At 36.5% G+C, this 24,514-nt stretch carries 26 protein-coding genes; 4 read left to right on the top strand and 22 right to left on the bottom strand.

All coding sequences use genetic code 11. From position 1 onward, the window contains the following. Nucleotides 1–13: 13 nt before the first annotated feature. From PQQ29_RS06625 to PQQ29_RS06525, 21 genes are all read right to left on the bottom strand, one after another. Nucleotides 14–886 carry an aldose 1-epimerase family protein gene (locus tag PQQ29_RS06625; RefSeq protein WP_187984102.1) on the bottom strand — a complete coding sequence of 291 codons (873 nt, stop codon included), beginning with the start codon at nt 884–886 and terminating at the stop codon, nt 14–16. Nucleotides 887–888: 2 nt separating this feature from the next. Beyond that, nucleotides 889–1,200 (bottom strand): hypothetical protein, encoded by a 312-nt coding sequence (locus PQQ29_RS06620; RefSeq protein ID WP_003761975.1) that lies wholly within the window; start codon nt 1,198–1,200, stop codon nt 889–891. A 22-nt stretch (nt 1,201–1,222) separates the two neighbouring features. After that, complete coding sequence (locus PQQ29_RS06615; RefSeq protein WP_003761973.1) at nt 1,223–1,642, bottom strand: acyl-CoA thioesterase; 420 nt, start codon at nt 1,640–1,642, stop codon at nt 1,223–1,225. 102 nt (nt 1,643–1,744) lie between these two features. Continuing rightward, nucleotides 1,745–2,524 (bottom strand): GTP-sensing pleiotropic transcriptional regulator CodY, encoded by a 780-nt coding sequence (codY, locus tag PQQ29_RS06610; RefSeq protein ID WP_003747412.1) that lies wholly within the window; start codon nt 2,522–2,524, stop codon nt 1,745–1,747. Nucleotides 2,525–2,544: 20 nt separating this feature from the next. Next, on the bottom strand, nt 2,545–3,954 hold the full coding sequence (gene hslU / locus PQQ29_RS06605; RefSeq protein ID WP_010990922.1) for an ATP-dependent protease ATPase subunit HslU: 1,410 nt from the start codon (nt 3,952–3,954) through the stop codon (nt 2,545–2,547). A gap of 13 nt (nt 3,955–3,967) precedes the next feature. Continuing rightward, nucleotides 3,968–4,507, bottom strand: coding sequence for an ATP-dependent protease subunit HslV (gene hslV, locus PQQ29_RS06600; RefSeq protein WP_003761964.1), 540 nt, complete (start codon nt 4,505–4,507; stop codon nt 3,968–3,970). A gap of 21 nt (nt 4,508–4,528) precedes the next feature. Further along, the gene (gene xerC / locus PQQ29_RS06595; protein ID WP_010990921.1) at nt 4,529–5,431 is read right to left on the bottom strand and encodes a tyrosine recombinase XerC; all 903 of its coding nucleotides are present in this window, start codon (nt 5,429–5,431) and stop codon (nt 4,529–4,531) included. A gap of 283 nt (nt 5,432–5,714) precedes the next feature. Then, a complete protein-coding gene (trmFO, locus tag PQQ29_RS06590; protein ID WP_010990920.1) occupies nt 5,715–7,019 on the bottom strand; it encodes an FADH(2)-oxidizing methylenetetrahydrofolate--tRNA-(uracil(54)-C(5))-methyltransferase TrmFO in 1,305 nt (434 codons plus the stop codon). 63 nt (nt 7,020–7,082) lie between these two features. Continuing rightward, nucleotides 7,083–9,161, bottom strand: coding sequence for a type I DNA topoisomerase (gene topA, locus PQQ29_RS06585; protein ID WP_003766673.1), 2,079 nt, complete (start codon nt 9,159–9,161; stop codon nt 7,083–7,085). Nucleotides 9,162–9,430: 269 nt separating this feature from the next. Next, nucleotides 9,431–10,291, bottom strand: a complete 861-nt coding sequence (dprA, locus tag PQQ29_RS06580; protein WP_010990919.1) for a DNA-processing protein DprA — start codon at nt 10,289–10,291, stop codon at nt 9,431–9,433. Nucleotides 10,292–10,425: 134 nt separating this feature from the next. Beyond that, entirely contained in the window at nt 10,426–11,211 is a 786-nt protein-coding gene (locus PQQ29_RS06575) for a ribonuclease HII (protein ID WP_010990918.1), read from the bottom strand. Then, on the bottom strand, nt 11,208–12,071 hold the full coding sequence (gene ylqF / locus PQQ29_RS06570) for a ribosome biogenesis GTPase YlqF (protein WP_003761952.1): 864 nt from the start codon (nt 12,069–12,071) through the stop codon (nt 11,208–11,210). Before ylqF ends, PQQ29_RS06575 begins: the two co-directional genes overlap by 4 nt. A 9-nt stretch (nt 12,072–12,080) precedes the next feature. Beyond that, nucleotides 12,081–12,623, bottom strand: a complete 543-nt coding sequence (gene sipZ / locus PQQ29_RS06565) for a type I signal peptidase SipZ (protein ID WP_003771599.1) — start codon at nt 12,621–12,623, stop codon at nt 12,081–12,083. A 102-nt stretch (nt 12,624–12,725) separates the two neighbouring features. After that, nucleotides 12,726–13,295 (bottom strand): type I signal peptidase SipY, encoded by a 570-nt coding sequence (gene sipY / locus PQQ29_RS06560; protein WP_003761950.1) that lies wholly within the window; start codon nt 13,293–13,295, stop codon nt 12,726–12,728. Nucleotides 13,296–13,330: 35 nt separating this feature from the next. Further along, entirely contained in the window at nt 13,331–13,897 is a 567-nt protein-coding gene (gene sipX / locus PQQ29_RS06555) for a type I signal peptidase SipX (RefSeq protein ID WP_003771597.1), read from the bottom strand. A gap of 119 nt (nt 13,898–14,016) precedes the next feature. Further along, nucleotides 14,017–15,276 (bottom strand): ATP-dependent protease ATP-binding subunit ClpX, encoded by a 1,260-nt coding sequence (gene clpX / locus PQQ29_RS06550; protein ID WP_003766662.1) that lies wholly within the window; start codon nt 15,274–15,276, stop codon nt 14,017–14,019. A 184-nt stretch (nt 15,277–15,460) separates the two neighbouring features. Continuing rightward, nucleotides 15,461–16,744 carry a trigger factor gene (gene tig / locus PQQ29_RS06545; protein WP_003771581.1) on the bottom strand — a complete coding sequence of 428 codons (1,284 nt, stop codon included), beginning with the start codon at nt 16,742–16,744 and terminating at the stop codon, nt 15,461–15,463. A 114-nt stretch (nt 16,745–16,858) separates the two neighbouring features. Further along, nucleotides 16,859–17,797 carry a hypothetical protein gene (locus tag PQQ29_RS06540; protein WP_010990917.1) on the bottom strand — a complete coding sequence of 313 codons (939 nt, stop codon included), beginning with the start codon at nt 17,795–17,797 and terminating at the stop codon, nt 16,859–16,861. 255 nt (nt 17,798–18,052) lie between these two features. Then, complete coding sequence (locus tag PQQ29_RS06535; protein WP_010990916.1) at nt 18,053–18,718, bottom strand: hypothetical protein; 666 nt, start codon at nt 18,716–18,718, stop codon at nt 18,053–18,055. Between the two features lie 15 nt (nt 18,719–18,733). Next, nucleotides 18,734–19,267 (bottom strand): matrixin family metalloprotease, encoded by a 534-nt coding sequence (locus PQQ29_RS06530; protein WP_010990915.1) that lies wholly within the window; start codon nt 19,265–19,267, stop codon nt 18,734–18,736. 102 nt (nt 19,268–19,369) lie between these two features. Further along, nucleotides 19,370–19,585, bottom strand: a complete 216-nt coding sequence (locus PQQ29_RS06525; protein ID WP_003761933.1) for a helix-turn-helix domain-containing protein — start codon at nt 19,583–19,585, stop codon at nt 19,370–19,372. A 150-nt stretch (nt 19,586–19,735) separates the two neighbouring features. Between PQQ29_RS06525 and PQQ29_RS06520 the strand changes: the two genes are divergently transcribed. From PQQ29_RS06520 to PQQ29_RS06505, 4 genes are all read left to right on the top strand, one after another. Next, entirely contained in the window at nt 19,736–20,131 is a 396-nt protein-coding gene (locus PQQ29_RS06520) for a helix-turn-helix domain-containing protein (RefSeq protein WP_003771574.1), read from the top strand. 79 nt (nt 20,132–20,210) lie between these two features. Beyond that, nucleotides 20,211–21,350 (top strand): PrsW family glutamic-type intramembrane protease, encoded by a 1,140-nt coding sequence (locus PQQ29_RS06515; RefSeq protein ID WP_003771572.1) that lies wholly within the window; start codon nt 20,211–20,213, stop codon nt 21,348–21,350. Between the two features lie 134 nt (nt 21,351–21,484). Next, entirely contained in the window at nt 21,485–22,315 is an 831-nt protein-coding gene (proB, locus tag PQQ29_RS06510; protein ID WP_010990843.1) for a glutamate 5-kinase, read from the top strand. Further along, the gene (locus PQQ29_RS06505) at nt 22,299–23,546 is read left to right on the top strand and encodes a glutamate-5-semialdehyde dehydrogenase (RefSeq protein WP_187984101.1); all 1,248 of its coding nucleotides are present in this window, start codon (nt 22,299–22,301) and stop codon (nt 23,544–23,546) included. Before proB ends, PQQ29_RS06505 begins: the two co-directional genes overlap by 17 nt. 19 nt (nt 23,547–23,565) lie before the next feature. On the opposite strand, the gene PQQ29_RS06500 is transcribed toward PQQ29_RS06505, so the two are convergent. Continuing rightward, entirely contained in the window at nt 23,566–24,486 is a 921-nt protein-coding gene (locus PQQ29_RS06500) for an alpha/beta fold hydrolase (RefSeq protein ID WP_010990841.1), read from the bottom strand. Nucleotides 24,487–24,514 lie beyond the last annotated feature (28 nt).

Here is a 24,514-nt window from a genome sequence, read left to right as displayed (position 1 = left end):
CTGGGTTTTTATTTTAACCAATAGTAATTTTATATTCAGAAGCGAAAACTGCTTCTGGTTCTAGATGTTCAATACCTGCTTTATCTCGAAGCTCAACCGATTTTCCAGCACCATCTGCAATTCCGTACCAAGGTTCGATACATAAGAAAGGCGTTCCTGCTTTTGCTGTCCAAACCCCAACAAACGGGAACTCTGGAAATGACACTTTTACAAAATGTGGAGTTTTGTCTGATTTAATCGTAATTTCTTTTTGCTTTAATGCTTCAAAAATCAGTGCATCATTTTTAAATAAATCATAGCTTAATGGCAAATATCTTGCTGGTTCATTGACAACTTTTTCAATTTTACCACTGCGATAAGGGCCTTCCAGACAAAGTGTTTCGAGATTCTCTTCTGTTCCAAAATCCAAATAATAATCTTCAAATGTAGTTCCGTCAGTAAGTGGTAAATTAAAGGCTGGATGCGCGCCGATGGAGAAATAGATGCGCTTATTGTCCGTATTTTCCACTTCATAAGAAACCGCAACTGAATCTTTTTCTATTGTATAAATAATCGATAATTTAAATTTATACGGATAAATCGTTAATGAATCTTCATCCGCATCTAGTTCAAAGCGTACAGCGTTTTCTGTGTGCTCCACTACTTTAAAATCACGATCACGCGCAAAGCCGTGTTGACCTAAGTGATACGGGTTACCATCTACAAAATAAGTATCCTCAACAAGTCTACCTACTGTCGGGAATAGAACCGGAGAATGACGCCCCCAAAAGGTACTATCTGCATTCCATAAATACTCTAACTTAGTATCTTTGTGGAAAATTCGTGTTAATTCAGCACCAGCTTCTTTCATTTCTACAAGTAGTAATTCATTTTCTAGTTTAATCATTGTTATTTCTCCTCCAAATGAAACCGCTCGATTTGTTCAAAGGCTTTTTCTTTTTTTAGTACAACGAGTTGCATCTCGCCAAACAAATCATAATGCGGAAAGTTTTTTCGACGGTTATCAATCCAATCTGGCGCTAAACCATATTGTTTTCCCCATTCTTGCAGTTTTTTCAAATCGACACATGCAACTTTGGTTACTGTTTTTGAATCAGGAAAACGATCATCTAGCCAGTAATGCGTAATAATCGCAATCTCGCCACGAGCTGCTTTTTCTTTCCATAATTCCATTTCATCGCGTTTTACACCAAAAGCCATTTTTCATCACTACCAGTCTTATTTATTCTAAAGCTTTTAGATAGGCTTCATGCCAATTCGGGAAAGTTCTTCTTAACGAAACAGGCCGAAAATCTTCTTTTGTTACACAAACATGCTCTGTTTCTCCAGTTATTGCTACTTCATTTGTTCCTTCATAGCAAATTTCATAACCATAAGTAACACGAAGTCCATCATACCCTTTTATCCATGTTTTTACAACTGCTTTCTGTCCGTAGCGCAGTGGTTTTCCGTAATGAATATGCACATCTAATACCGGAGAAAGGTACCCCGCTTCTTCCATATCAAAATAACGAAAACCTAATTGTTCAATTAATCTTGTTCGACCAATTTCCATCCAAACAAGGTAATTATTATGATAAACAACCCCCATTTGATCTGTTTCTGCATAGCGTACTTCAATGGTTGTTTCAGCAATTTCCATTCCAAATTCCTCCAGTCACAACTACTTCTTCCTTCTTATTTTACCAAAGCAATAAAAAAAAAGCTCTCCCTGAATATTTTCAGAGAAAGCTTTTTTGGTTTTTTAGTTATTTTTAAGTTTTTCAAGTTCTACTAGGAATTTATCATTAAGTACACGGATAAATGTACCTTTCATTCCTAATGAGCGAGAATCAATAACGCCTGCACTTTCTAATTTACGAAGCGCATTAACGATTACAGAGCGTGTAATGCCGACACGGTCTGCGATTTTAGAGGCAACAAGAAGGCCTTCTTTACCATTTAATTCATCAAAAATATGCTCAATAGCTTCTAATTCACTGTAAGAAAGAGAGCTAATTGCCATTTGTACAACTGCACGGCTACGAGCTTCTTCTTCAATTTCTTCTGCTTTTTCATGTAGGATTTCCATACCAACAACAGTTCCGCCGTATTCAGCTAATAACAAATCATCGTCTGTGAAATTGCTTTCTAAACGAGATAAGATAAGTGTTCCAAGGCGTTCGCCACCACCAACGATAGGTACGATAGTTGTTAAACCTTTAGTAAACAAATCACTGTTTTCGATTGGAAAAGCAGTATATTGACTTGATACTTCTAAGTTAGAAGAAGTTTCACCAACATTAAATAAACTTTGAGTATATTCTTCTGGGAATTGGCGTTCTGTAAGCATTTGTTTCATACGGTCGTTTTCGATTGGTAATGCTTCAGAATAACCAAGTAATTTACCTTTACGGCTTACGATATACGTATTTGCTTCAATTACGTCTGTTAAAGTATCAGCCATTTCTTTAAAGTTTACTGTTTTACCTGCAGCGTTTTGTAACATAGCATTAATTTTTCTTGTTTTTTCTAATAAAGTCATTATTAGATCCTCCTAGTATTTTATAAAATAAATTGTGTTAAGTCTTTATTCGTCATTATTGGCGCAAGTTTTTCATTAACATAGTTTTCTGTTACTTTGATGGATTCCATATTAATTTCAGGTGCTTCAAAAAGTAAATCCTCTAGTAATTTTTCTAAAATGGTATGAAGTCTTCTTGCTCCGATATTATCTGAATCTTGATTAACTTGGAATGCAATCTCAGCGATTCTTTCTACAGCTTCTTTTGTAAAAATCAAGTCAATTCCTTCTGTTTTGAGTAAAGCTTTGTATTGTTTAATTAGCGCATTGTCTGGTTCTGTTAAGATTTTGTAGAAATCTTCTTGTGTTAACTTATCCAGCTCAATTCTAATTGGAAAACGACCTTGAAGCTCTGGAATTAAATCACTTGGTTTAGACATATGAAAAGCTCCAGCGGCAATGAATAAAATGTACTCCGTGTTGACTGTACCATATTTGGTAGAAATTTGCGACCCCTCAACGATTGGAAGAATGTCTCTTTGAACACCTTCACGGGAAACTTGCGCATTTCCGCCGCCTTCTTTACTAGCGATTTTATCAATTTCATCAATGAAAATCATACCCATTTGCTCTGCGCGATGAATTCCTTCTGCTGCGAGTTCATCTGAATCAATCAATTTAGATGCTTCATCCTCAAAAAGAATTTTCTTCGCTTCACGAACGGTTACTTTGCGTTTTTTCTTCTTCGCTGGGAACATACCTGAAAGAGCATCTTGCATGCCGCTCATTTGGTCCATTCCAGTTCCACGCATCATATCAAACATCGGGTTTTGTTGCTCTTTTACTTCAACTGTTACTATTTCATCATCAAGCTCTCCGTTTTGAAGGCGCCATTCAATTTGGCTTCTTTTATTCTTTAATTCTTGGTCTACTTCTTCCTCAGCAGGTTCATCAGGTTGATTCATACTGCCAAAAAGCGCCTCTAGTGGATTTTGTGATGTTGTTTGCTTTTTCTTTTGACTTGGTGCTAGTAATTTAATTAGTCGTTTTTCGGCATTTTTTTCAGCTTTCACACGTACTAATTGCATTTTTTCTTCTTTTACTAAACGTACTGACACTTCAACTAAATCGCGAACCATTGATTCCACGTCGCGTCCAACATAGCCGACTTCAGTAAATTTAGTAGCCTCTACTTTTGAAAAAGGTGCGCGAACGATTTTTGCAATTCGGCGTGCAATTTCTGTTTTACCTACCCCAGTTGGGCCAATCATCAGAATATTTTTTGGAATAATTTCATCTCGGATAGATTCATCCATCAGTTGTCTACGATAGCGGTTTCTTAGTGCTACAGCAACTGATTTTTTCGCTCCGGTTTGTCCAATAATATATTGATCCAGTTTTTCGACAATTTGCTTTGGTGTCAACTGGTTCATTAACGTTAAATTTGTCAAATTAACCACTCCTTCAAAGCTCTTCTACTGTAATATGGTCATTCGTAAACACACAAATTTCAGAAGCGATTTCCAGTGCATGACGAGCTATGTCTTTAGCTTCCATTTGTCCGCCATTATGTCTTTTTAACGCTCTACCAGCAGCTAGAGCATAGTTACCACCAGAACCGATTGCTAAAATGCCATCATCTGGTTCAATAACTTCACCTGTTCCAGAAACTAACAACAATGTATCTTTGTCCATTACGATCAACATCGCTTCTAATTTACGTAGAACACTATCACTTCGCCATTGTTGCGCGAGTTCCACAGCAGCTCTTTCTAAGTTTCCATTATATTCATTTAATTTTGCTTCGAATTTTTCAAATAAAGTAAAGGCATCTGCAACGGATCCAGCAAAACCAGCTATTACCTTATCATGAAAAAGGCGGCGAACTTTTTTGGCAGTGTGTTTCATTACTACCGATTCCCCGAGCGTGACTTGACCGTCCCCAGCCATCGCAGCTTTACCATCGTGCTGCACGGCAAAAATTGTAGTAGCATGTAATTCCATTTTCCTTAACCTCCTCCAAATTTAAGCTCTCGGATGATGTTTCATATAAGTAGATTTTAAATGTTCTTTTGTCACGTGCGTATATATCTGGGTGGATGATAAGCTAGCATGTCCAAGCAACTCCTGTACCGTCCTCATATCCGCACCGTTGTTAAGTAAGTCCGTCGCAAAGGTGTGGCGTAGCATATGCGGATGGATTTTTCGAGTTAATGAAGCTTTACTAATTATTTTCGTTAAACAATATCTAATCCCTCTTGTTGTAAGCGGATCTCCGTAATGATTAATAAGTAATGAGTCATGCGTTTTTTTGAAACGAGTCATTAATTCTATTCGCCCACTTAAATAATCTGTTATCGCATCTTCCGCATAGGCACCAAACGGTACATAGCGTTCTTTATTCCCTTTTCCTCGAATCAGAATTGCTTGATAAGATGTATCTAAGTCAGAAAGCATGATTCCTGCACATTCACTCACCCGAATTCCAGTACCATAGAGCACCTCTAAAATCACTCGATCTCTCAGTGTAAGCGTTTCATTATCTTCATAAACCACTTGAAACAAAGCTTCCATTTCTTCTGAATAGAAAAATTTGGGAAGCCTTAGCTGATTTTTCGCATGTGAAACGTAGGTAAATGGGTTTTCAGTAATCACATTCTCCCTTAAAAGAAAAGTGTAAAAACTCCGTAAACTTGAAATCTTTCGAGCTACAGTTGTTCTAGAAAAAGATTTTTGCTTTAATTCAGTTAAATAAATTCGAACGTCTAAAAATGTAACTTGTTGATACTCTATAATAGCTTGTTCATTTAAGAAGCGACGAAAATCACTTAAATCATTTTCATAAGCCGTACTTGTATGTTCTGAATAATTTCGTTCTGAGTGAAGATAGTCAAGAAATCGCTTCTCTAACTGCCCCTCTTGCGTCATGCGAATACACCTCTCAAACACTATCATGTTAACATAAGAATATGCACGTTGCAATAATTTTATACATTTTTCGCAACTTTTCGAATTAATCAGGATTTATAATCAATTCAATTTAATCTAAGCTTTTATGTGAAAAAGTCAACATTTATTAACGTGATTTGTCTAGACCATTCACTCGAAAGAAAAACTGCCTTTTCATCACTATCGAATCTCTTAAAAATATAAAAGCGATAATCGTGATGAAAAGAACAGCAAAGAATAGTCCTCAATTATTATAGTGTTTTTAAAGTTGTTCTGCAACCTTTTTTATTGCATCTAATGCTCTTTCAGCCAATTTTTCATTACGCTCTTGTTTAGCGCGAATCTTAGTTGGTAACTCCGGAAATAGACCGAAATTTACATTCATTGGTTGGAAAGATTTCTTACTAGCACTTGTAATGTAATTTGCTAAACTTCCAATCGCAGACTCAGGAGGGAAAACAATCGGCTCTTTGTCTTGTACAAAATTAGCTGCATTGATTCCTGCTGCAAGTCCGCTAGCTGCTGACTCCACATAACCTTCCACACCAGTCATTTGACCAGCGAAAAATAAGTCATTTCTCGTTTTCAATTGATAGGTTGGCTCAAGTACAGTCGGTGAGTTAATAAATGTGTTTCGGTGCATTACTCCATAACGAACAATTTCCGCATTTTCTAGGCCTGGAATTAAGCCAAATACACGTTTTTGTTCGCCCCATTTAAGATGCGTTTGGAAGCCTACCATGTTATAAAGCGTCCCTGCTGCATCATCTTGTCTTAATTGCAACACTGCATATGGTCTTTTGCCAGTTTTTGGATCTTCTAATCCAACTGGTTTAAGTGGGCCAAATAGCATTGTTTTAATACCACGTTTTGCCATTACTTCTATCGGCATACATCCTTCAAAGAAAACCTCTTTTTCAAATTCTTTTAATGCGGCTGTTTCGGCAGTTACTAATGCTTCATAAAAAGTGTTAAATTCTTCTTCTGACATTGGGCAGTTTAGATAAGCTGCTTCCCCTTTATCATATCTTGATTTTAAATATACTTTATCCATGTCGATACTATCTTTTTCAATAATAGGCGCTGCTGCATCATAAAAATAAAGATACTCTTCACCCGTTAAGCGTTTAATTTCTTCGGCTAGAGCTGGGCTAGTCAGTGGACCTGTTGCAATGATGGTTGGTCCTTCTGGAATAGATGTGACTTCTTCAGTATGAATTGTAACGAGTGGATGATTTTTCACTTTGTCCGTGATATAGCCAGAAAATTCATGGCGATCAACTGCAAGTGCTCCTCCAGCTGGCACAGAAGCTTTGTCAGCTGATTCAATAATAATCGAGTCAAGTAACCGCATTTCTTCTTTAATTACGCCCACCGCATTAGTTAAGCCATTAGCTCGCAGTGAATTGGTACATACTAACTCCGCAAATTTATCAGTATGATGAGCTGGTGTTTGCTTTACCGGTCTCATTTCGTATAAATCTACCTTTACACCTCGTTTTACAAGTTGCCAAGCTGCTTCACTGCCAGCTAATCCTGCTCCAATTACATTAACACTTTTTTCCATTTGTCCGCCTCCTCGCGCAACAATGGCAACACAGGAACTATCCGAGTGCTGCCATTTTTCCATTTATTGTTGTGTGGATTCTTTATAATCACAATTTGTACATTGTACTTGTACGCCTTTTTTCAATTTCTTCTCTACTAATGCACGCTTATTACATTTCGGGCAAGCTCTTTCGACTGGTTTATCCCAAGAAACGTAATCACAATCTGGATAGCGATCACATCCGTAGAAAATACGTTTTTTCTTGCTTTTTCTTTCTATTACATGTCCTTTTTCACATTTCGGACAAGTCACGCCGATTTCTTTAACGATTGCTTTTGTATTTCGGCAATCTGGAAATCTGCTGCACGCAAGAAACTTACCATATTTACCCATTTTGTATACCATTGGTGCCCCGCATAGGTCACAATCGATACCGGCTGGTTCATCTTTAATTTCGATTTTTTCCATTTCGGCATCAGCTTTAATAACGTTTGGTTCAAATTGTTTATAAAACTCATCGATAACTTTGACCCATTCAACTTCACCGTGCTCCACTTCATCTAATTCGCTTTCCATATTAGCAGTGAACTTCACATCTAAAATTTCAGGGAAATATTCCTCAATCATTTCATTGACGATTTCACCAAGTTCAGTTGGAACAAAACGTTTATTTGTTAGCGAAACATAATTTCTACGCTGGATTGTATCTAATGTCGGTGAATACGTCGATGGTCGACCAATACCAATTTCTTCAAGTGTTTTTACTAATCTAGCTTCTGTGTAACGTGGAGGTGGCTGTGTGAAATGTTGACGCTGTTCGAGTGATTCGGACTGCACCTTGTCTCCTTTTTTCAAATCCGGTAAAATATTTTCTTTTTCTTCCGTATTATCATCGTTACTTTCAACATAGACTTTCATAAAACCATGGAATTTGATTTTCGATCCGTTTGCTCTAAAGTTAACACCATTATTATCCAAATCAACTCGCATTGTATCTAGGACAGCTGGTGTCATTTGGCTAGCAATAAAACGTTCCCAGATCAAGCGATATAATCGAAGTTGATCTCGAGTTAGATATTCTTTCACTTCTTGAGGACTTCTCATAGCGCTTGTTGGACGGATTGCTTCATGGGCATCTTGTGCGCCTTTAGCATTTTTATCAGACCGTTTATGATTACGGGAAAATTCAGCTCCGTATGTTTCTTTAATATAATTACTTGCTTCTAGAATGGCGGAATCTGCAATACGAGTAGAGTCAGTACGCATGTATGTGATTAGACCTACTGTACCTTGTTTTCCAAGTGTGATTCCTTCATATAGTTGTTGAGCAAGCATCATCGTTTTTCTAGTACGATAATTTAATTTCCGTGCTGCTTCTTGTTGTAAACTTGAGGTAGTAAATGGTGCTGCTGGGTTTCTAAGTCTTTCTTTTTTAGTTACGTCAGTTACATCAAATGTTTTACCTTTAATTGCTGACATTACTTCTTTTACGTCATCAGCAGTGGAAAGTTTTCTCTTCTTACCATTCACGCCATAAAAATTAGCTTGGAATTTTTTCTTACCTTTTAGGAAGTTCCCGTCAATTGTCCAATATTCTTCTGGTTTGAAATTATTTATTTCTTTTTCGCGATCAATAATAATTCGTAGCGCAATCGATTGCACACGTCCCGCACTTAGACCTTTTTTAACTTTCTTCCATAAGATAGGACTGATATTATAACCTACTAAACGGTCTAAAATCCTCCGTGCTTGTTGAGCGTTCACAAGGTCCATATCAATTTTTCTTGGTGTCTTGAATGATTCTTTTACAGCTTCTTTTGTAATTTCATTAAACACCACACGTAATTTATCTGATTGATCTAAATCAAGACTATTGGCTAAATGCCATGCAATTGCTTCTCCTTCGCGATCTGGATCGGCTGCGAGATAGACTTTTTTCGCTTTTTTAGCCGCTTGTTTTAAATCTTTCAAAACAGGGCCTTTTCCGCGAATCGTAATGTAACGAGGTTCGTAGTCATGTTCAGTATCTACACCCATCTGACTCTTTGGTAAATCCCTAACATGTCCCATCGAAGCTTTAACTTTAAATTTCTTTCCTAAATACTTTTCAATTGTTTTTGCTTTTGCAGGTGACTCTACAATCACTAAATAATCTGCCATATCTATATATTCCTCCCTGATTTGGGTCAATACACGGGCTTAACTAGTTGCTATTATACTATTACAGTCTTAGCCTCGCGTTCAATAAGTTTGCATGCTGACTTTTCACATAATTCAGTAGTAAATATTAGCCCTTCCTACTGGGTTTGTCAATGACTTTTATTAAAAAATCCATTTTATGTGTTGTAAAACAGCTTTCTTTAGCAAACTTATCTTAAAAAATCAGGAATTGCAAGTCAAATCACTTAAAAAGGATAATTTGACTACTTTTATGGCTTAATTTGAAAAAATTCTTCTATTATATTGTTTGCATTTAAAACTAATTTCGCACCTTCTTGAATCAAACGGTTTGTACCTCTCCAAGTATCAATATAAATATTACCGGGAACCGCAAAAACTTGTCTATTTTGTTCCAAAGCAAAGTCAGCTGTTATTAAGGATCCACTTCTCTCGGCAGCTTCAATAATAACCGTACCAAGAGCTAAGCCACTAATAATACGGTTGCGCTCAGGAAAATACCATCTTCTTGCTTCTTCATTTGGTAAATACTCGCTAAGAAGTAAACCTTGCGTGATTACTTCTTTGGCTAGTAGTTCATTCGTCCGAGGATAAATTTTATTTACTCCAGATCCAAGTACTGCAATGGTGGCGCCGCTATTACGGAGGCTAGCTTTGTGCGCTTCAGCATCTATTCCAAGCGCAAGTCCACTAACTATCGCAAAGCCATGATTTGAAAGTTCAGCGGCAAGTGACGCACATGCTTTTCTACCATACTCACTCATTCGTCGTGTCCCTACAATTGCAATAGCTTGTTTTTTTAATAGGTCTAGATTTCCTTTATAAAACAAAAGCGGTGGTGCTTCATATATTTCTTTAAGTAACTCGGGGTAGTTTTCATCAAGAATACAGACCACACTCGCTTCTTCTGGCGAATAAATTGCTGCTTCCTCTAATTCAGTAATTATTTGTTCTTTTTTGTCCGCAGTAAAAAAATGAGTTGCAATCTGTTCAATCGACATCTCCCAACAATTAAAAGTGGTAATTTTTTGCCAGATAACTGCCCTTTTTTTAGCGGAAATAGATTTACATGAAGCGATTTTTAACCAAGTTTCTCGTTCTTTAAAGTTCATCTTCTGCACCTCCGTGATAGTTATTCACAAGTGTACAAAGATTAGCTCTTTTTGTAAAATCGGTAAAATTTTCTTTTCAGCTCAAAAAAGCGTACTTTCTATTAAGAAAATACGCTTTTGCTTTAAGTATTTAGCTATTTTAGACTCTCAAAATGTAACTTTGCTTCTTTTACAGGAGAAAAGCTTAACCTGTGAATTGGACAAATTCCGATAGTATCTAAGCCATTCAAATGTTTTTTCGTCCCGTAACCCATATTGTTTGCAAAATCATACCCTGGATATAATTCATCATACTGTTGCATCATTCTATCTCTTGTAACTTTGGCGATGATAGAGGCAGCAGCGATAGAAATACTTTTCGTATCTCCTTTTATAAGCGATAACTCTGATTCAGAATATTTCAGTGGCATCGCATCAATTAGGACGAAGTCAGGCGCTGGATTCAACTCTTCTAAAGCTGTGCGCATAGCTATTTTTGTTGCTTCATAGATGTTTACTTGATCAATTACATCATGGTCAATAATTCCGATACCGATGGAGATGGCTTCTTCTTTTATAACATCAAAAAGTATATCTCGTTTAGCCTCATTTAGCTGTTTAGAATCATTGATCCCAACGACAGAAAAATCAGCTGGTAAAATGACTGCAGCAGCCACTACTGGACCTGCTAGCGGACCGCGCCCCACCTCATCTACACCAGCGATATACTGAAAACCTTGCTTAAAAAGATCTGTTTCATAGCGTTTCATTTCTATTAATTTTGCAGCTAATTTTGCTTCTTTTTCCCATTTTTTTCGGGTCGATTGAAGAAGTTTCTGTACACCTTTTCGTTCGTCTTGAGTGCAAAGTTGAAAAAAAGGGTCTTGTTCTGAGGTCACTAGGCTGAGTTTTTCTCGGATAACAGCGATAGATTCACTCATTCAGCATCGTCTTCCCAATTAGGGAAATCAAAAGACATTCTTCCTAATTTTTGTTGACGGATTTCTCGAACAACAGTCTCAGCTGCGCGTGAATAATCAGGATCATTATAACGATCTAGAAGTCCTCTTTTTTCAGCTATAAAAGCTAGTGTTTCAATTGGATCTTCTGAAACTTTCTCTACTTTTAGCCAGTTTTGAAGGCGATCGGGGTAATGTTTTTCTAAGAAACGTAATCCATAACCCGCAATTTCTTCCATTTGTAATAAATCGTCTTTAATCGCACCTGTTAAAGCTAACTTATATCCTATTTCTTGATCTTCAAATTTAGGCCATAGAATTCCTGGTGTATCAAGAAGTTCTAATGTTTTCCCTACTTTGATCCATTGTTGAGCTTTAGTTACCCCTGGTTTATTACCAGTTCGCGCAATATTCTTTTTCGCCAAACGATTAATCAATGTTGATTTTCCTACATTCGGGATTCCGAGTATCATCGCGCGAATTGCTCTTGGTTTCATTCCTTTACTTCTTAAACGTTCAAACTTTTCGGCCATTAATTTTTCAGCCGCTTGTTCGATTTTGAATAGGCCTTTTCCTTCTTGAGCATTTACTGCTACTGCTGGTAAGCCTTTCTCAGCAAAATAATCAATCCATTCTTTGGTTGTTTTCTCATCAGCTGTATCTGCTTTATTTAAAATAATCACTCGTCTTTTTTGGTGGATAATTTCTTCTAGCATTGGATTGGATGAGGATAGCGGGATACGTGCATCCACTAATTCAAAAATCACATCTACTAGTTTTAATTTTTCTGTCACCTCACGACGAGCTTTGGCCATATGACCTGGAAACCATTGAATTGTCATCATATACTCCTAATCTATTAGTTTTGCATCTTCAATTGGCCAATAACAAATTGGTGTTGTTCCGAGTACCTTACTTAGCGGAATCGGTCCTATTATCCGGCTGTCTTTACTCGCTCTCCGGTTGTCACCTAAAACAAAATAGGTATCTTTTGGAATTTTGCCGCCATCTAGTTGGTCTTTAGAACTGTAATCATCTGTTAAGTAGCCATCTTTCAGCTTTTCTTTGTAAGTATCTAAATACGGTTCATCATATTTTTTTCCATTGATGTAAAGTTGGTCTGCTTTATATTCTACCGTATCGCCAGGTAAACCAATCACTCGCTTAATGTATTCTTTTCCATCTGCTTCACGAAAAACAATTACATCAAAACGATCTACCTCGCCAAAACGGTTTATAATTACACGGTCATCACTATGAAGTGTAGGCATCATCGAAATTCCATCCACAAGAATAGGCACGAACAAATAAAAACGGATTATAACAGCTAATAACACTGCTAAAACAGCCGCCCAAATCCAAGACCATAACCGTTTTAAATTCTTCTCCTTCAAAAAACTGCACCGCCCTATTTTTTACTAACAGTCTCATTATAAACGAAAAAACTTTCATTTAATAGAGAAATCCGCGAAAAAGTAACTTTCACGGATTTCTTATTATTTCCCAAATTGAATTACAGTGCCGTTTACAGTTTTGTCATCAATAAATCCAAAAACTCGGCTATCCGAACTACCACCGCGATTATCCCCAAGAACAAATAGTTTGCCTTTAGGAACCGTACTTTCTCCCGTCATATCCTCTAACGTATAATCCGCTATGTAAGGCTTTTGGGTGGGGTCCGGGTTCCATAGTGTTAGTGTTCCTTCTGGCAAATAACTTTCAACTTTTCGCTTGCCATTTAAGTATAATTCGCCATTTTTAAAAGCAATTTTATCTCCCGGCATACCGATAACACGTTTAATAAAATGTTCACCTGAGCCAATCATTGGTGGTTCATCAAATACAATAATATCAAATTGATCTGGATTTGTTATTTTTTCAATAAAAATTCGGTCGCCGTCTTGATAGGTTGGAACCATAGATGTTCCTTCTACTTTTACTGGTGCAATAACAAAATTACGAATAACTAATGCTATTAAAAGTGCCGCTACGATGACAAGCACCCAGCTTAATAATTGATGCGCCCCACTTTTTTTCTTAGGCTTTTCTTCCAAATAATCTGCCATCTATGTCTCCTCCTAGAACTCTTCGCGGGTTTAAATTATCGCTGCAAAGACTTTCCAAACGAAATTACTTTCCCAAGAACTGTGTCTTGCGATATGAAGCCGATATAGCGACTATCCTTACTTACTTGACGATTATCCCCTAACACAAAAAGTTTGCCATCTGGAACAGTAAGAGAGCCGTCAGAGTACGGAATATCAGCCATTGTGAAGTTAGGATCGCCCTTATCATCTGTAGTCAAATAACCACCTGTTAAAGCGCTTTTCTCAGAATCTAAATACGGTTCATCATACTTTTTACCATTAATATAAAGTTGGTCTTCTTTATACTCCACTTTATCTCCTGGAAGTCCGATTACGCGCTTAATATATTCTGCATTTTCTTCATCAGGAGCTGGAAATACAATAATATCAAAGCGTTTTGGATCTGATATTTTGTTAATAAATAGATGTTCACCGTCATGTAGTGTTGGATCCATTGATTTCCCATTAACAGTAACTGGAGAAATTAAAAAATAGCGAATACCGAAAGCGAGTATGAGCGCAATGATAATTATTTTTATCCATCCAAATGCCCCAGAAAAAAATTTATTTTCACTTTTCATGTCTTTTTATCCTCTCCAATTATTATTAATAAAGTATAGCACGAAACAAGCTAGATGTTACAGTAAAACAAGCTAGATTGATAGAAAAAATGCGCGCCAATTACGACGCGCATTTCGAATCATGCTGATGTTTTAATAGGGATAATGGAGCCATCCTCTAATTGCAGTTGCGGCTCTTCTTCTCCGCGCGCTGCTTTCTCAGTAATAATACACTTAGTAATGTCATCACGAGAAGGGATTTCGAACATAACTTCTAACATGATTTGTTCAATGATAGAACGAAGACCACGTGCTCCAGTTTTACGTTCAATCGCTTCTTTCGCAATTTCAATTAAAGCTGTTGGTTCGAATTCAAGCTCTACGTCATCAAGCTCTAACATACGTTTGTATTGTTTTACTAAAGCATTCTTCGGTTCTGTCAAAATGGAAACAAGTGCTGCTTCATCTAATTGTTCAAGCGTCGCGATAACCGGCAAACGACCGATAAATTCAGGAATTAAGCCGAATTTCAGTAAATCTTCCGGAACGACACGGGATAAATAAGTTTCATCTTCTTTTAGTTTCGCATTATCAGTTCCAAATCCAATGACTTTTTCACCCATTCGATTCTTAACGATTTGTTCGATTCCGTCAAATGCACCACCAACGATAAATAGAATATTTCCTGTATCAATTTGAATTAATTCTTGATGAGGATGTTTTCTACCACCTTGAGGAGGAACACTTGCGACAGTGCCTTCTAGAATTTTTAGTAATGCTTGTTGAACGCCTTCACCGGAAACGTCTCTAGTAATAGATGGGTTTTCGGATTTACGAGCAACTTTGTCGATTTCATCAATGTAGATAATACCTTTTTCTGCTTTTTCAACATCATAGTCAGCAGATTGAATTAGTTTAAGAAGAATATTTTCTACATCTTCCCCAACGTAACCAGCTTCTGTAAGTGAAGTTGCATCTGCAATTGCAAACGGAACATTAAGAATTCGCGCCAGTGTTTGGGCAAGAAGTGTTTTACCACTACCTGTTGGACCAATTAAACAAATATTACTTTTTGACAGTTCTACCTCGTCTTCTTTTGTTTCATTGGAATTAATTCGTTTGTAGTGATTGTAAACTGCTACAGCGAGTGCTTTTTTAGCTCGCTCTTGACCAATAACATAGTCACTTAATATATGACGGATTTCTTGTGGTTTTGGCACTTCGCCAAAATCAACAAATTCAGAAATACCTAGCTCTTCTTCAATAATTTCATTACAAAGCTCGATACATTCATCACAAATATAAACACCTGGACCGGCCACTAATTTACGTACTTGATCTTGAGTCTTTCCGCAAAAGGAGCATTTAAGTTGGCCTTTTTCGTCGTTAAATTTAAACAAAATATTTCACCCCTTCGCATAGGTATGTTGCTTATAGGCGATTTTTTCATCTCCTATGTGTGTTAATAATATCATTTGTTAATTAGAAATGCCAATCATCTGTATCCTTATTTCTACATTCAGAAGGACACGAGTATAACTCATGTCCCCCATTTTTTAATGAAATTATTAAATCATTCTTTGCTTATTTTTCTACTGCGCTATCTAGTAAAACGTCAATAGCTTTACGGATCTTAAGGTCTGATTTAAGTTCGCTCATATCGCCAAGAGCAGCACGAACAGCGTCTTTTTCCATACCATATTTTTCAGCTAATGTAGAAATTTCTTCGTCAATAGCTTCTTCAGTTGGCTCAATGTTTTCAGCTTCAGCAATAGCTTCAAGCACTAGGTTCATTTTCACGCGTTTTTCAGCGTCTTTTTCCATTTGTGCGTGCATTGCTTCTTCTGTTTGACCAGTGAATTGGTAATATAATTCAGGAGTTAGACCTTGTGCTTGTAAATCTTGTGCAAAATGATTCATTAAATGATCAGCTTCATGGTGAACCATTGCGTGTGGAATATCCACTTCTGCATTTTCAACAGCTTTAGCAATAACTTCTTCTTGTTTAGCTTGAGCAACAGAATCTTCTTTTGCTTCTTGTAGACGTTTAGAGATTTTTTCTTTTAGTTCATCTAAAGTTTCTACTTCTTCGTCGATGTCTTTTGCAAGTTCATCGTCAAGTGCAGGAACTTCTTTAGTTTTGATTTCGTGTAGTTTCACTTTGAAAACAACAGGTTGTCCAGCTAAGTCTTCCGCATGGTATTCTTCTGGGAATGTTAACTCGATGTCAGCTTCGTCGCCAGCTTTTAAGCCAACTAATTTTTCTTCAAAACCAGGAATGAATTGACCGCTTCCAAGTTCTAGAGAATGATTTTCAGCTTGTCCGCCTTCAAAAGCTACGCCGTCTTTGAATCCTTCAAAATCAAGGATGACAGTGTCGCCGTTTTCAGCTGGAGCATCTTCTTTAACAACTAATTCAGCTTGACGCTCTTGTAATTGTTTTAATTCTGCTTCTAATTCTTCTGTTGTTAGTTCTGTTTCGCGTTTTTCAACTTCAAGACCTTTGTAGTCTCCAAGTTTAACTTCAGGTTTTACAGTTACATCTGCTGTTAGAACCCAAGTTTCGCCTTTTTCCATAGACTCAATATTTACTTGAGGAGTATCAACTGGATCAATTCCAGCTTCATCAATTGCTTGAGAATATACTTCTGGAAGCAAGATATCAAGTGCATCTTGGTAAAGAGCTTCTTCGCCGAAACGTTGGTTGAAAATTTGACGTGGAACTTTCCCTTTACGGAAGCCTGGTACGTTAAGAGTTTTACGTACTTTTACGAAAGCTCTATCTAAACCTTCTTTTACTTTTTCTTGTTCAATTTCAAAAGTAAGTTTTCCAACATTACCTTCTTGTTTTTCCCATTTTACTGACATGGTATAATTCCCTCCATCATCTATTTAGTTCAATTTAATTACTCTCATGACAAGTTTCAGCCATACTCACTAATAATAACACAGATATCCCTGACTTGAAAACAACAAATATCATTATATGAAATAATTTTGCTGTCTGATTTCTAACTCCTCAATAATAGAAATTGCTTCTTCAACTGCTGCTTGATTTACTGCATCTGAAATCAGACTAACATCACCGTACATCGAGTTGGCCCATTTAAAGTAGGCATTCACCCATACATCCACTTCTTTTGGCTCAAACTCAAACGGATAAAGCATAAATAAATGTTGTTGAATAATCCCAATTATTTGTTCTAATAGACTTGGATTACTGTGTTCAAGTTTATCCGCAAGGCCAGCGAATAGTTCCGTTGCAAATGCGTTTTCGGCTAACATCGGCACCTCACTCGGATTAAAAATACCATGCTTATCAATTTTTCGGACTTCTATTTCTTCATTCACTTCTTTTTCTTGCATCAGCTCAAAGATCATTGATTGCACAAACGGGGAAAAACTTTCGTCCGCTAAAAACATTTTAAAAGCCGGCAAAAAATCATCAATTTCTAGAAAACGAGCTTCTTGTAAAAACTCTAATTGTTCCGCTGTTTGCCATGACGCAAAATCACGGATATCTTTTCTAGGAACAAATTGTTTAGGAAATGGAATGACATTATTTGTGACTTCTTTTGTATCTTCCTGTTTTTCTTCTTCCATATAATGACGAACTAACGTGAAATAAGTATCCATATTATCTTCTTGCATGAAAGTTACAGATAACTCACCTAAAATTTCCTTGTTGTAGCCATTCATCGTTAAGAAATTTTGACCTATTTCTTGCGCTTTTTTGGTTTTATTCGTCTGATTATAAAATTGAATTAACCTATGTACAATTTCCTCGTTGCATGGTTCTTGATGATACGCATTTTCCAAATAATGTAGCGTACTCATTTTTTCTTCTTCGGTCAACGAGGCAATCCCTTTTTCCATAAATTTTTTAACGCTCATTGGAAAAAAAGCACCACTTTCACTCATCGTTTTATCTCCTTTTATTCGAAAAAGCTTTATTTATTCTAACTGGATTTACCCTTATTGTAGAAAGTCTAACCCTTTTCAACAAAAAAGTTGACTTGGATTTGATTCATTCTACTTGGATAGTTTAGTTCTGTCAAGTGAGTTTTGTGGTGTTATATTGCGCAAAATCGTCTGGAATAAGCTTTAATTTTTATAAGCAGAAAGATAGACCTCGATTTTTATCTCGAGGTCTATCAAGTATCTAGATTACTTTATTTACTCACTATATTCTGTTAAAACTTCTTGATAGATTTCCTGATAAATTTCTTCTATATCCTCTGTTGCTTCTGTTGTTTCCCCGCCATCTAAGAATAATTCCTCTTTGCCCACTTCTTCAACCGGAAATTTACTTATTATAGCATTTGAAAGTATATAGTTGTCGCCATCCGGATTTTTCTCTAGGAAAAGTGTATATTCTTCCCCTTTTTCCATGTTTTTATAACCATCAATTGTTAAATCATATTTTTTGCCCTCTACCATAACGTTTTCTACGCTATACTCTAACACTTTAATTGTCGCATTCTCTGTTAGTTTTTCCGTTGTGTCTTTTTTGATAGAATTAATTTGTACATCGCTCATTGTATAAAAGTCGGTTGGAAATACATTTTCTTTCGTTTCTTTTGTCACTGTTGTTTTTTCGGATTTTTTAGTAGCTTTGATAATAATTGGGGCATCTTTTTCTAAAGCATCCATATTTTCCGCGAGTTCAAGATACTTACCGTGATAAGAAACAACGCCATTATTTGCTTTGACCGTTTCTGATGCGCTTTGTGTGGTTGCTTTTTCTTCTGATGGTTTTTCTTTTACACTTTGGCTGTTTGAGCAAGCAGTTAATATACTAAGACTTACTAAGCCTATGATCATCGTTATTTTTTTCTTCATCGTCAATCCTCCTTTTTACTTGTATAAGGCTTTGATGCCATTAAAATCGTCTTTTTGCGGTTTAGTTTTATTGATAAAACCTTTATCTAACATGATTGCATTTCTGGTTTTCACATGTCCTAAACCAAAGCCATGACCAAATTCATGCGCTACCGTTTCTATTTTATGATTATTTGAAAGTGAACGGAAGCCTTTGTATAGCGTAATTTCATTCTTCACGATTAATTTATTAGATTTGTAATAAGTTGTGTTACAAACTGCTAAGACGCTTCCTTTGTTCGTATTTGAACTACTGACAGTAAAGTTAGGCTTCACATCATTTCCCATCGTTACCGTATTCAAGTACGGAGAAGGATTCCAAGATTTCGCCCCGTTAATAATGATATTTCTATATCCTCTCGCTGAACCATTAATATACACCTTAAAATTTTTGGCGCTAGCCTTTGTCATCACATATCCAAGTCTCGAATACGCGCTTGCATTAGTAGGTATAAATAACGAAACTAACACAATAAAAATAAGAAACATTACTAAAGTTTTTTTCCTCATGTTGTTTGCTCCTCTTTTTTAGTTTCACACAATGTGTGTATTTTATCAAAAATAAAGAAAAACACTCATTTTGTGTGCTTTTACTTTATTTTTCAACAAGCGTTATTCATAAAAACACTTTAAATCACACATTAGCACCTCACTCAAAATAACGGCATTTTTATGTGATAACCGTACGCTTCCTTTTTCGATATTACTATAACCTGATGTGTACTTATAACCCATTTTTCTTGCAATAAAAGCTTGTGTTATTCCCCGTTCTAATCGTAATTCCCGAATTTTGGCCGTGTTAATTTTTCTGCTGTCTATTGTTTTCATGTCATCTTCTCCTTATCTACACAGTTTGAGTTATTAATACAATAATACCAACTCGATAAGAGGTTGTCAATTGCAAAATAATTCACTTTGTGTTAAATTATAGCTAAATTGTGTAATTTATTGTATAATCAAACAAAAAGGAGTGAAATCATGCCAAATTTAAGTAATAGACTCACATTACTACGAGAAAAACAAGGCTGGTCAAAAGCTGAAACAGCAAGAAGATTAGGTTTGAAAGCACCTTCTACTTACGGCAACTGGGAGTATGGTATTCGCGAACCTGATTTAGATATGGTTACACAAATTGCAACACTTTACGATGTTAGTGTAGATTATTTACTAGGTCAGCAAAGTATTCCTACTTATGCTCCTAGTGAACTTCAAGGTGAGAAAGATATTGCTAAAAGAATGATAAAAATTAGTGAAGATTTAAGATATGAAGATGATTTGAATTTAAACGGCAAGCCTTTGAATGATTCAGCTGCTCATTTTCTAGCTGATTCGATAGATTTCCTATATGAACAAGCGAAAAAACTTAATGATTAAATTCATCACCCGTTTAACTTTGACTTTTTTTGGGAATAATTAACAGAGTCAAACTAAAAAGTTAAAGGGGGAGTTTCATTTGTCAGAATGGTACTTCAAAAAGAACGAACAGAAAGTTGGGCCTTTTACTAATGTAGAGATGATAGCTCTATATAAAAAGAAAGAGATTAATGATTTAACATTGGTCCAAAAATCCCCTCATCCAGAGTGGGTCGCATTTAAACAAACAGAATTACATCAACATGCGTTAAATCACGGGAATTCAGAATTAAAAATTGGAAATCTTTTCTCTGCTGTGTTTAAAAAGCACTCTAAAGAGGAAGGCGAAAAAGTATTTATCGCAGGGACAAAATATACGACGCCTGCAACTAGTGACATTCCCCATACTTGGCCTCATCCATGGGTGTTTTCTAGAGTATTCTTAGTTTTAATCATTACGTACTTTTTACTTCTTGCTTGTACATATTTGTTTGATAATAGTAATACCATACCTGGGCTGATGGTTATTGGCTCTTTTGCAGTTCCATTTTCGGTCTTATTATTCTTTTTCGAAACAAATGCACCGCGAAATATCAGCGTTTTTGATGTTGTAAAAATGTTTTTCATCGGTGGTGTCGCAGCGCTTGTTGCAACACTTGTCATTTATTCGATTATTCCAGTTGGGAAATTAAACTACTTTAATGCTTTATTAGTTGGTTTTATAGAAGAAACCGGAAAAATGATTATCGTTGCCCTATTCATCCGCTCGCTTAATTCGAAATATATCCTAAACGGCTTACTTATTGGTGCAGCTGTTGGGGCTGGATTCGCTGCTTTTGAATCGCTTGGCTATGCATTTAACTATAGTGTCGATGCAGCATTTTTATTCAAGGATATTCATATTGCTGGTGAAACAATGATGAATGTTATCTTTAGTCGTGGTTGGCAGTCTATCGGTGGTCATGTTGTATGGGCTGCAATAACTGGTGCCGCTCTTGTAATTGCTAAAGGAGATCAAAAACTAGGAATGAACCATATTTTCACAGGCACTTTCTGGAAATGGTTTATTATTCCGATTGCTTTACATTTCGTTTGGGATTGTCCTTTCAATCCACTACCAGCCATTGCGTTTAAACAAATTGTTCTAATCGTAATTGTGTGGTTCGTTATTTTACGCCTAATAAGCAAAGGATTAAAACAAGTTTCAGTCATCTCAGCTGCGAGTAAAGCTACAAAATAATAAAAAAGGATTCTAAGACAATTTCTTAGAATCCTTTTTTAGTGATTACTTGACCAAACAACAATATATTATAGACATATCTCTATTTTCATGTAAAATAGAAGTATTATCTAATTAGCAGAGGGGTCATAGAAATGCGCGAATCTTTAAAAAATAGCAAGAGATTAGTTATCAAGGTTGGTACAAGTACATTAATGTATGGAAATGGCCATATTAACCTAAGAACTATCGAAAAATTAGCGATGGTTTTATCCGATTTACGTAATGAAGGAAAAGAAGTTATCTTAGTTTCTTCTGGGGCAATCGGCGTTGGCTGTCATAAATTACAACTTCCAGTGCGACCTACAAGCATTCCCGAACAACAAGCAGTTGCTTCTGTCGGTCAGAGTGAATTAATGCATATATATAGTAAGTTTTTTGGTGAATACGGACAAGTTGTTGGTCAAGTACTACTTACTCGAGATGTAACTGACTTCCCTATTAGTAGAGAAAATGTTATGAACACGCTCGAAAGTCTCTTAGAACGCGGCATTATTCCTATTGTAAATGAAAATGATACAGTTGCTGTTGAAGAACTGGAACATGTAACTAAATACGGCGATAACGACCTTCTTTCAGCTATTGTAGCTAAACTCGTGCAAGCTGATTTACTTATCATGCTATCTGATATTGATGGCTTTTATGGTAGTAATCCTTCAACTGACCCAGATGCAGTTATGTTTTCTGAAATCAATCAAATAACACCAGAAATCGAAGCACTTGCTGGCGGTAAAGGTTCTAAATTCGGAACTGGCGGTATGTTAACGAAACTTTCCGCTGCTTCTTATTGTATGAATGCTAACCAAAAAATGATTTTAACCAATGGCAAAAATCCTACAATTATTTTTGATATAATGCAAGGTGAACAAGTTGGGACTTTATTTGCAAGTAAAAAGGAGGAATTTTCCCATGACGGAACTCATTAAAAAAGGAAGTGCCGCTAAAGAAGCATCCCAATTTTTAGCGCAAGCATCAACTAAGCAAAAAAATGCAGCTTTGCTAAATCTAAGCAATGATTTACTTGCCCATACAGCTTCCCTTCTACAGGAAAACAACAAAGATATTATACGTGCTCGGGAAAAAGGGACACCTGAAACAATGATTGATCGCCTCCGTTTAACAGAAGAAAGAATAAAAGAAATTTCTGACGCGGTTAAACAAGTTGTTGCTTTGAAAGATCCTATCGGAGAAGTAACAAATATGTGGAAAAATGAAGCCGAACTCACTATTGGAAAAACGAGAGTACCACTTGGAGTTATAGGTATCATTTATGAATCAAGACCAAACGTTACAGTCGATGCTTCTGTACTTTGTTTTAAAACTGGTAATGCTGTTATTTTACGTGGTGGTAGTGATGCAATTGATTCGAATAAGGCTCTTATGTCCGTTATTCAGGATTCACTAGCGGCATCTGGATTCCCTCGTTCTAGCGTTCAATTAATTGAAGACACATCTCGTGAAACAGCTCGTGATATGATGCGTTTAAATCGCTTTTTAGATGTTCTTATCCCGCGCGGTGGAGCTAAATTAATCCAAACAGTTCTTGAAAATGCTACTGTTCCAGTCATTGAAACCGGCACAGGAAATTGTCATATTTATGTCGATAAAGCTGCTGAAAAACAAATGGCAATCGATATTTTAGTGAACGCAAAATGTTCGCGTCCTTCTGTTTGTAATGCAGCTGAAACCTTACTTATTCACCGAGATATGGCAGAAGCCTTTCTTCCTGAAATGGAAACCGCTTTAAAGGAATATAACGTTGAATTACGCGCGGATGAACGCGCACGAGAAATTCTAAAAGATTCTAAAGCAGCAACAGAGTCAGACTGGGAAGATGAATTTTTAGACTTTATTTTGGCCATTAAAGTTGTAGATTCAGTAGATGAAGCAATTAATCACATTAATAAATACGGGACAAAACATTCCGAAGCAATTATTTCGAATGATTATGCAACAGGACAAGCATTTCACCAAAAAGTCGATGCTGCGGCAGTATATATTAATGCTTCTACTCGCTTCACAGATGGTTTTGCAATGGGATTTGGTGCAGAAATTGGTATTAGTACTCAAAAACTTCATGCCAGAGGTCCAATGGGCTTAACGGAGCTTACTTCAACTAAATATATTATTTTCGGGGACGGTCAAATCCGTAATTAATGAAAAGGAAGCCTAATAGTTAGGCTTCCTTGTTTTTTGTATTCAACCAAGCAATAACATCTTTAAAAACAGTTTCTTTACATAATTCATTGACAAGTTCATGGCGCGCATCTTCGTAGATTTTATAGGTAACATCTTCCACTCCAGCTGCTTCTAAAGCTAATGCAATTTTAGGCGTATCTTTTCCAAAATGGCCTACCGGATCATCACTCCCTGAAAGTAATAAAATAGGCAAATCTTTCGGCACACTTTCGACAGTTTCTTTTTGCTGGCTTATTTTAACGGCTTCAAAAAGATTATGGAAAAATCCGCTCGTTCCCACTACTGGACCGCAAAACGGGTCTTTCTCATAAGCTTCATAAATCGCCACATCACGTGAAAGCCAACTGAAGCGATGATTTTCATTAAACGGCTTATTATAGCCCCAAAATGCTAATTTATTTAGAAATCCGCTTCGTTTCATTTCATCTTTTTTTACCCGTTGTTTCGTTATAATTTGCCCCATTTTCAGGAGAGGGATTGGTTGTAATCCGCTTCCGCTCAGTATTACTCCATCAACTTGATGTTGCGCCATAAAAGTCCGGATGACGAAACTTCCCATACTGTGTGCGAAAATAAAATAGCTCAGTCCGGGATAAGTTTCTTTTAAATAAGTTCGAACGACTACTTCATCTTGTATCATATTTTGAAAACCTGTTTCGCCGTCTAAATGACCCAAATAAGTTTCATCTATAGCTGATTTTCCAAACCCACGATGATCGTCTGCTACTACGATATATCCCGCTTCATTCAAACGTTCAGCAAACAAGCCATATCTAGCCCCGTGCTCTGCCATGCCGTGAACAATTTGAACTACACCAACTGGATTTTCAACTTCATCCCATATATGTAAATGTAAATCTAACCCATCTGTCGCTTTTAATTTCATTTGTTTGTACATGTGTCTCCCTCCCATTTCATCTTAATAT

It is taken from the genome of Listeria innocua, from assembly GCF_028596125.1.
Taxonomy (GTDB): Bacteria; Bacillota; Bacilli; order Lactobacillales; family Listeriaceae; genus Listeria; species Listeria innocua.
This window is presented reverse-complemented; position numbering and strand designations above follow the sequence as displayed.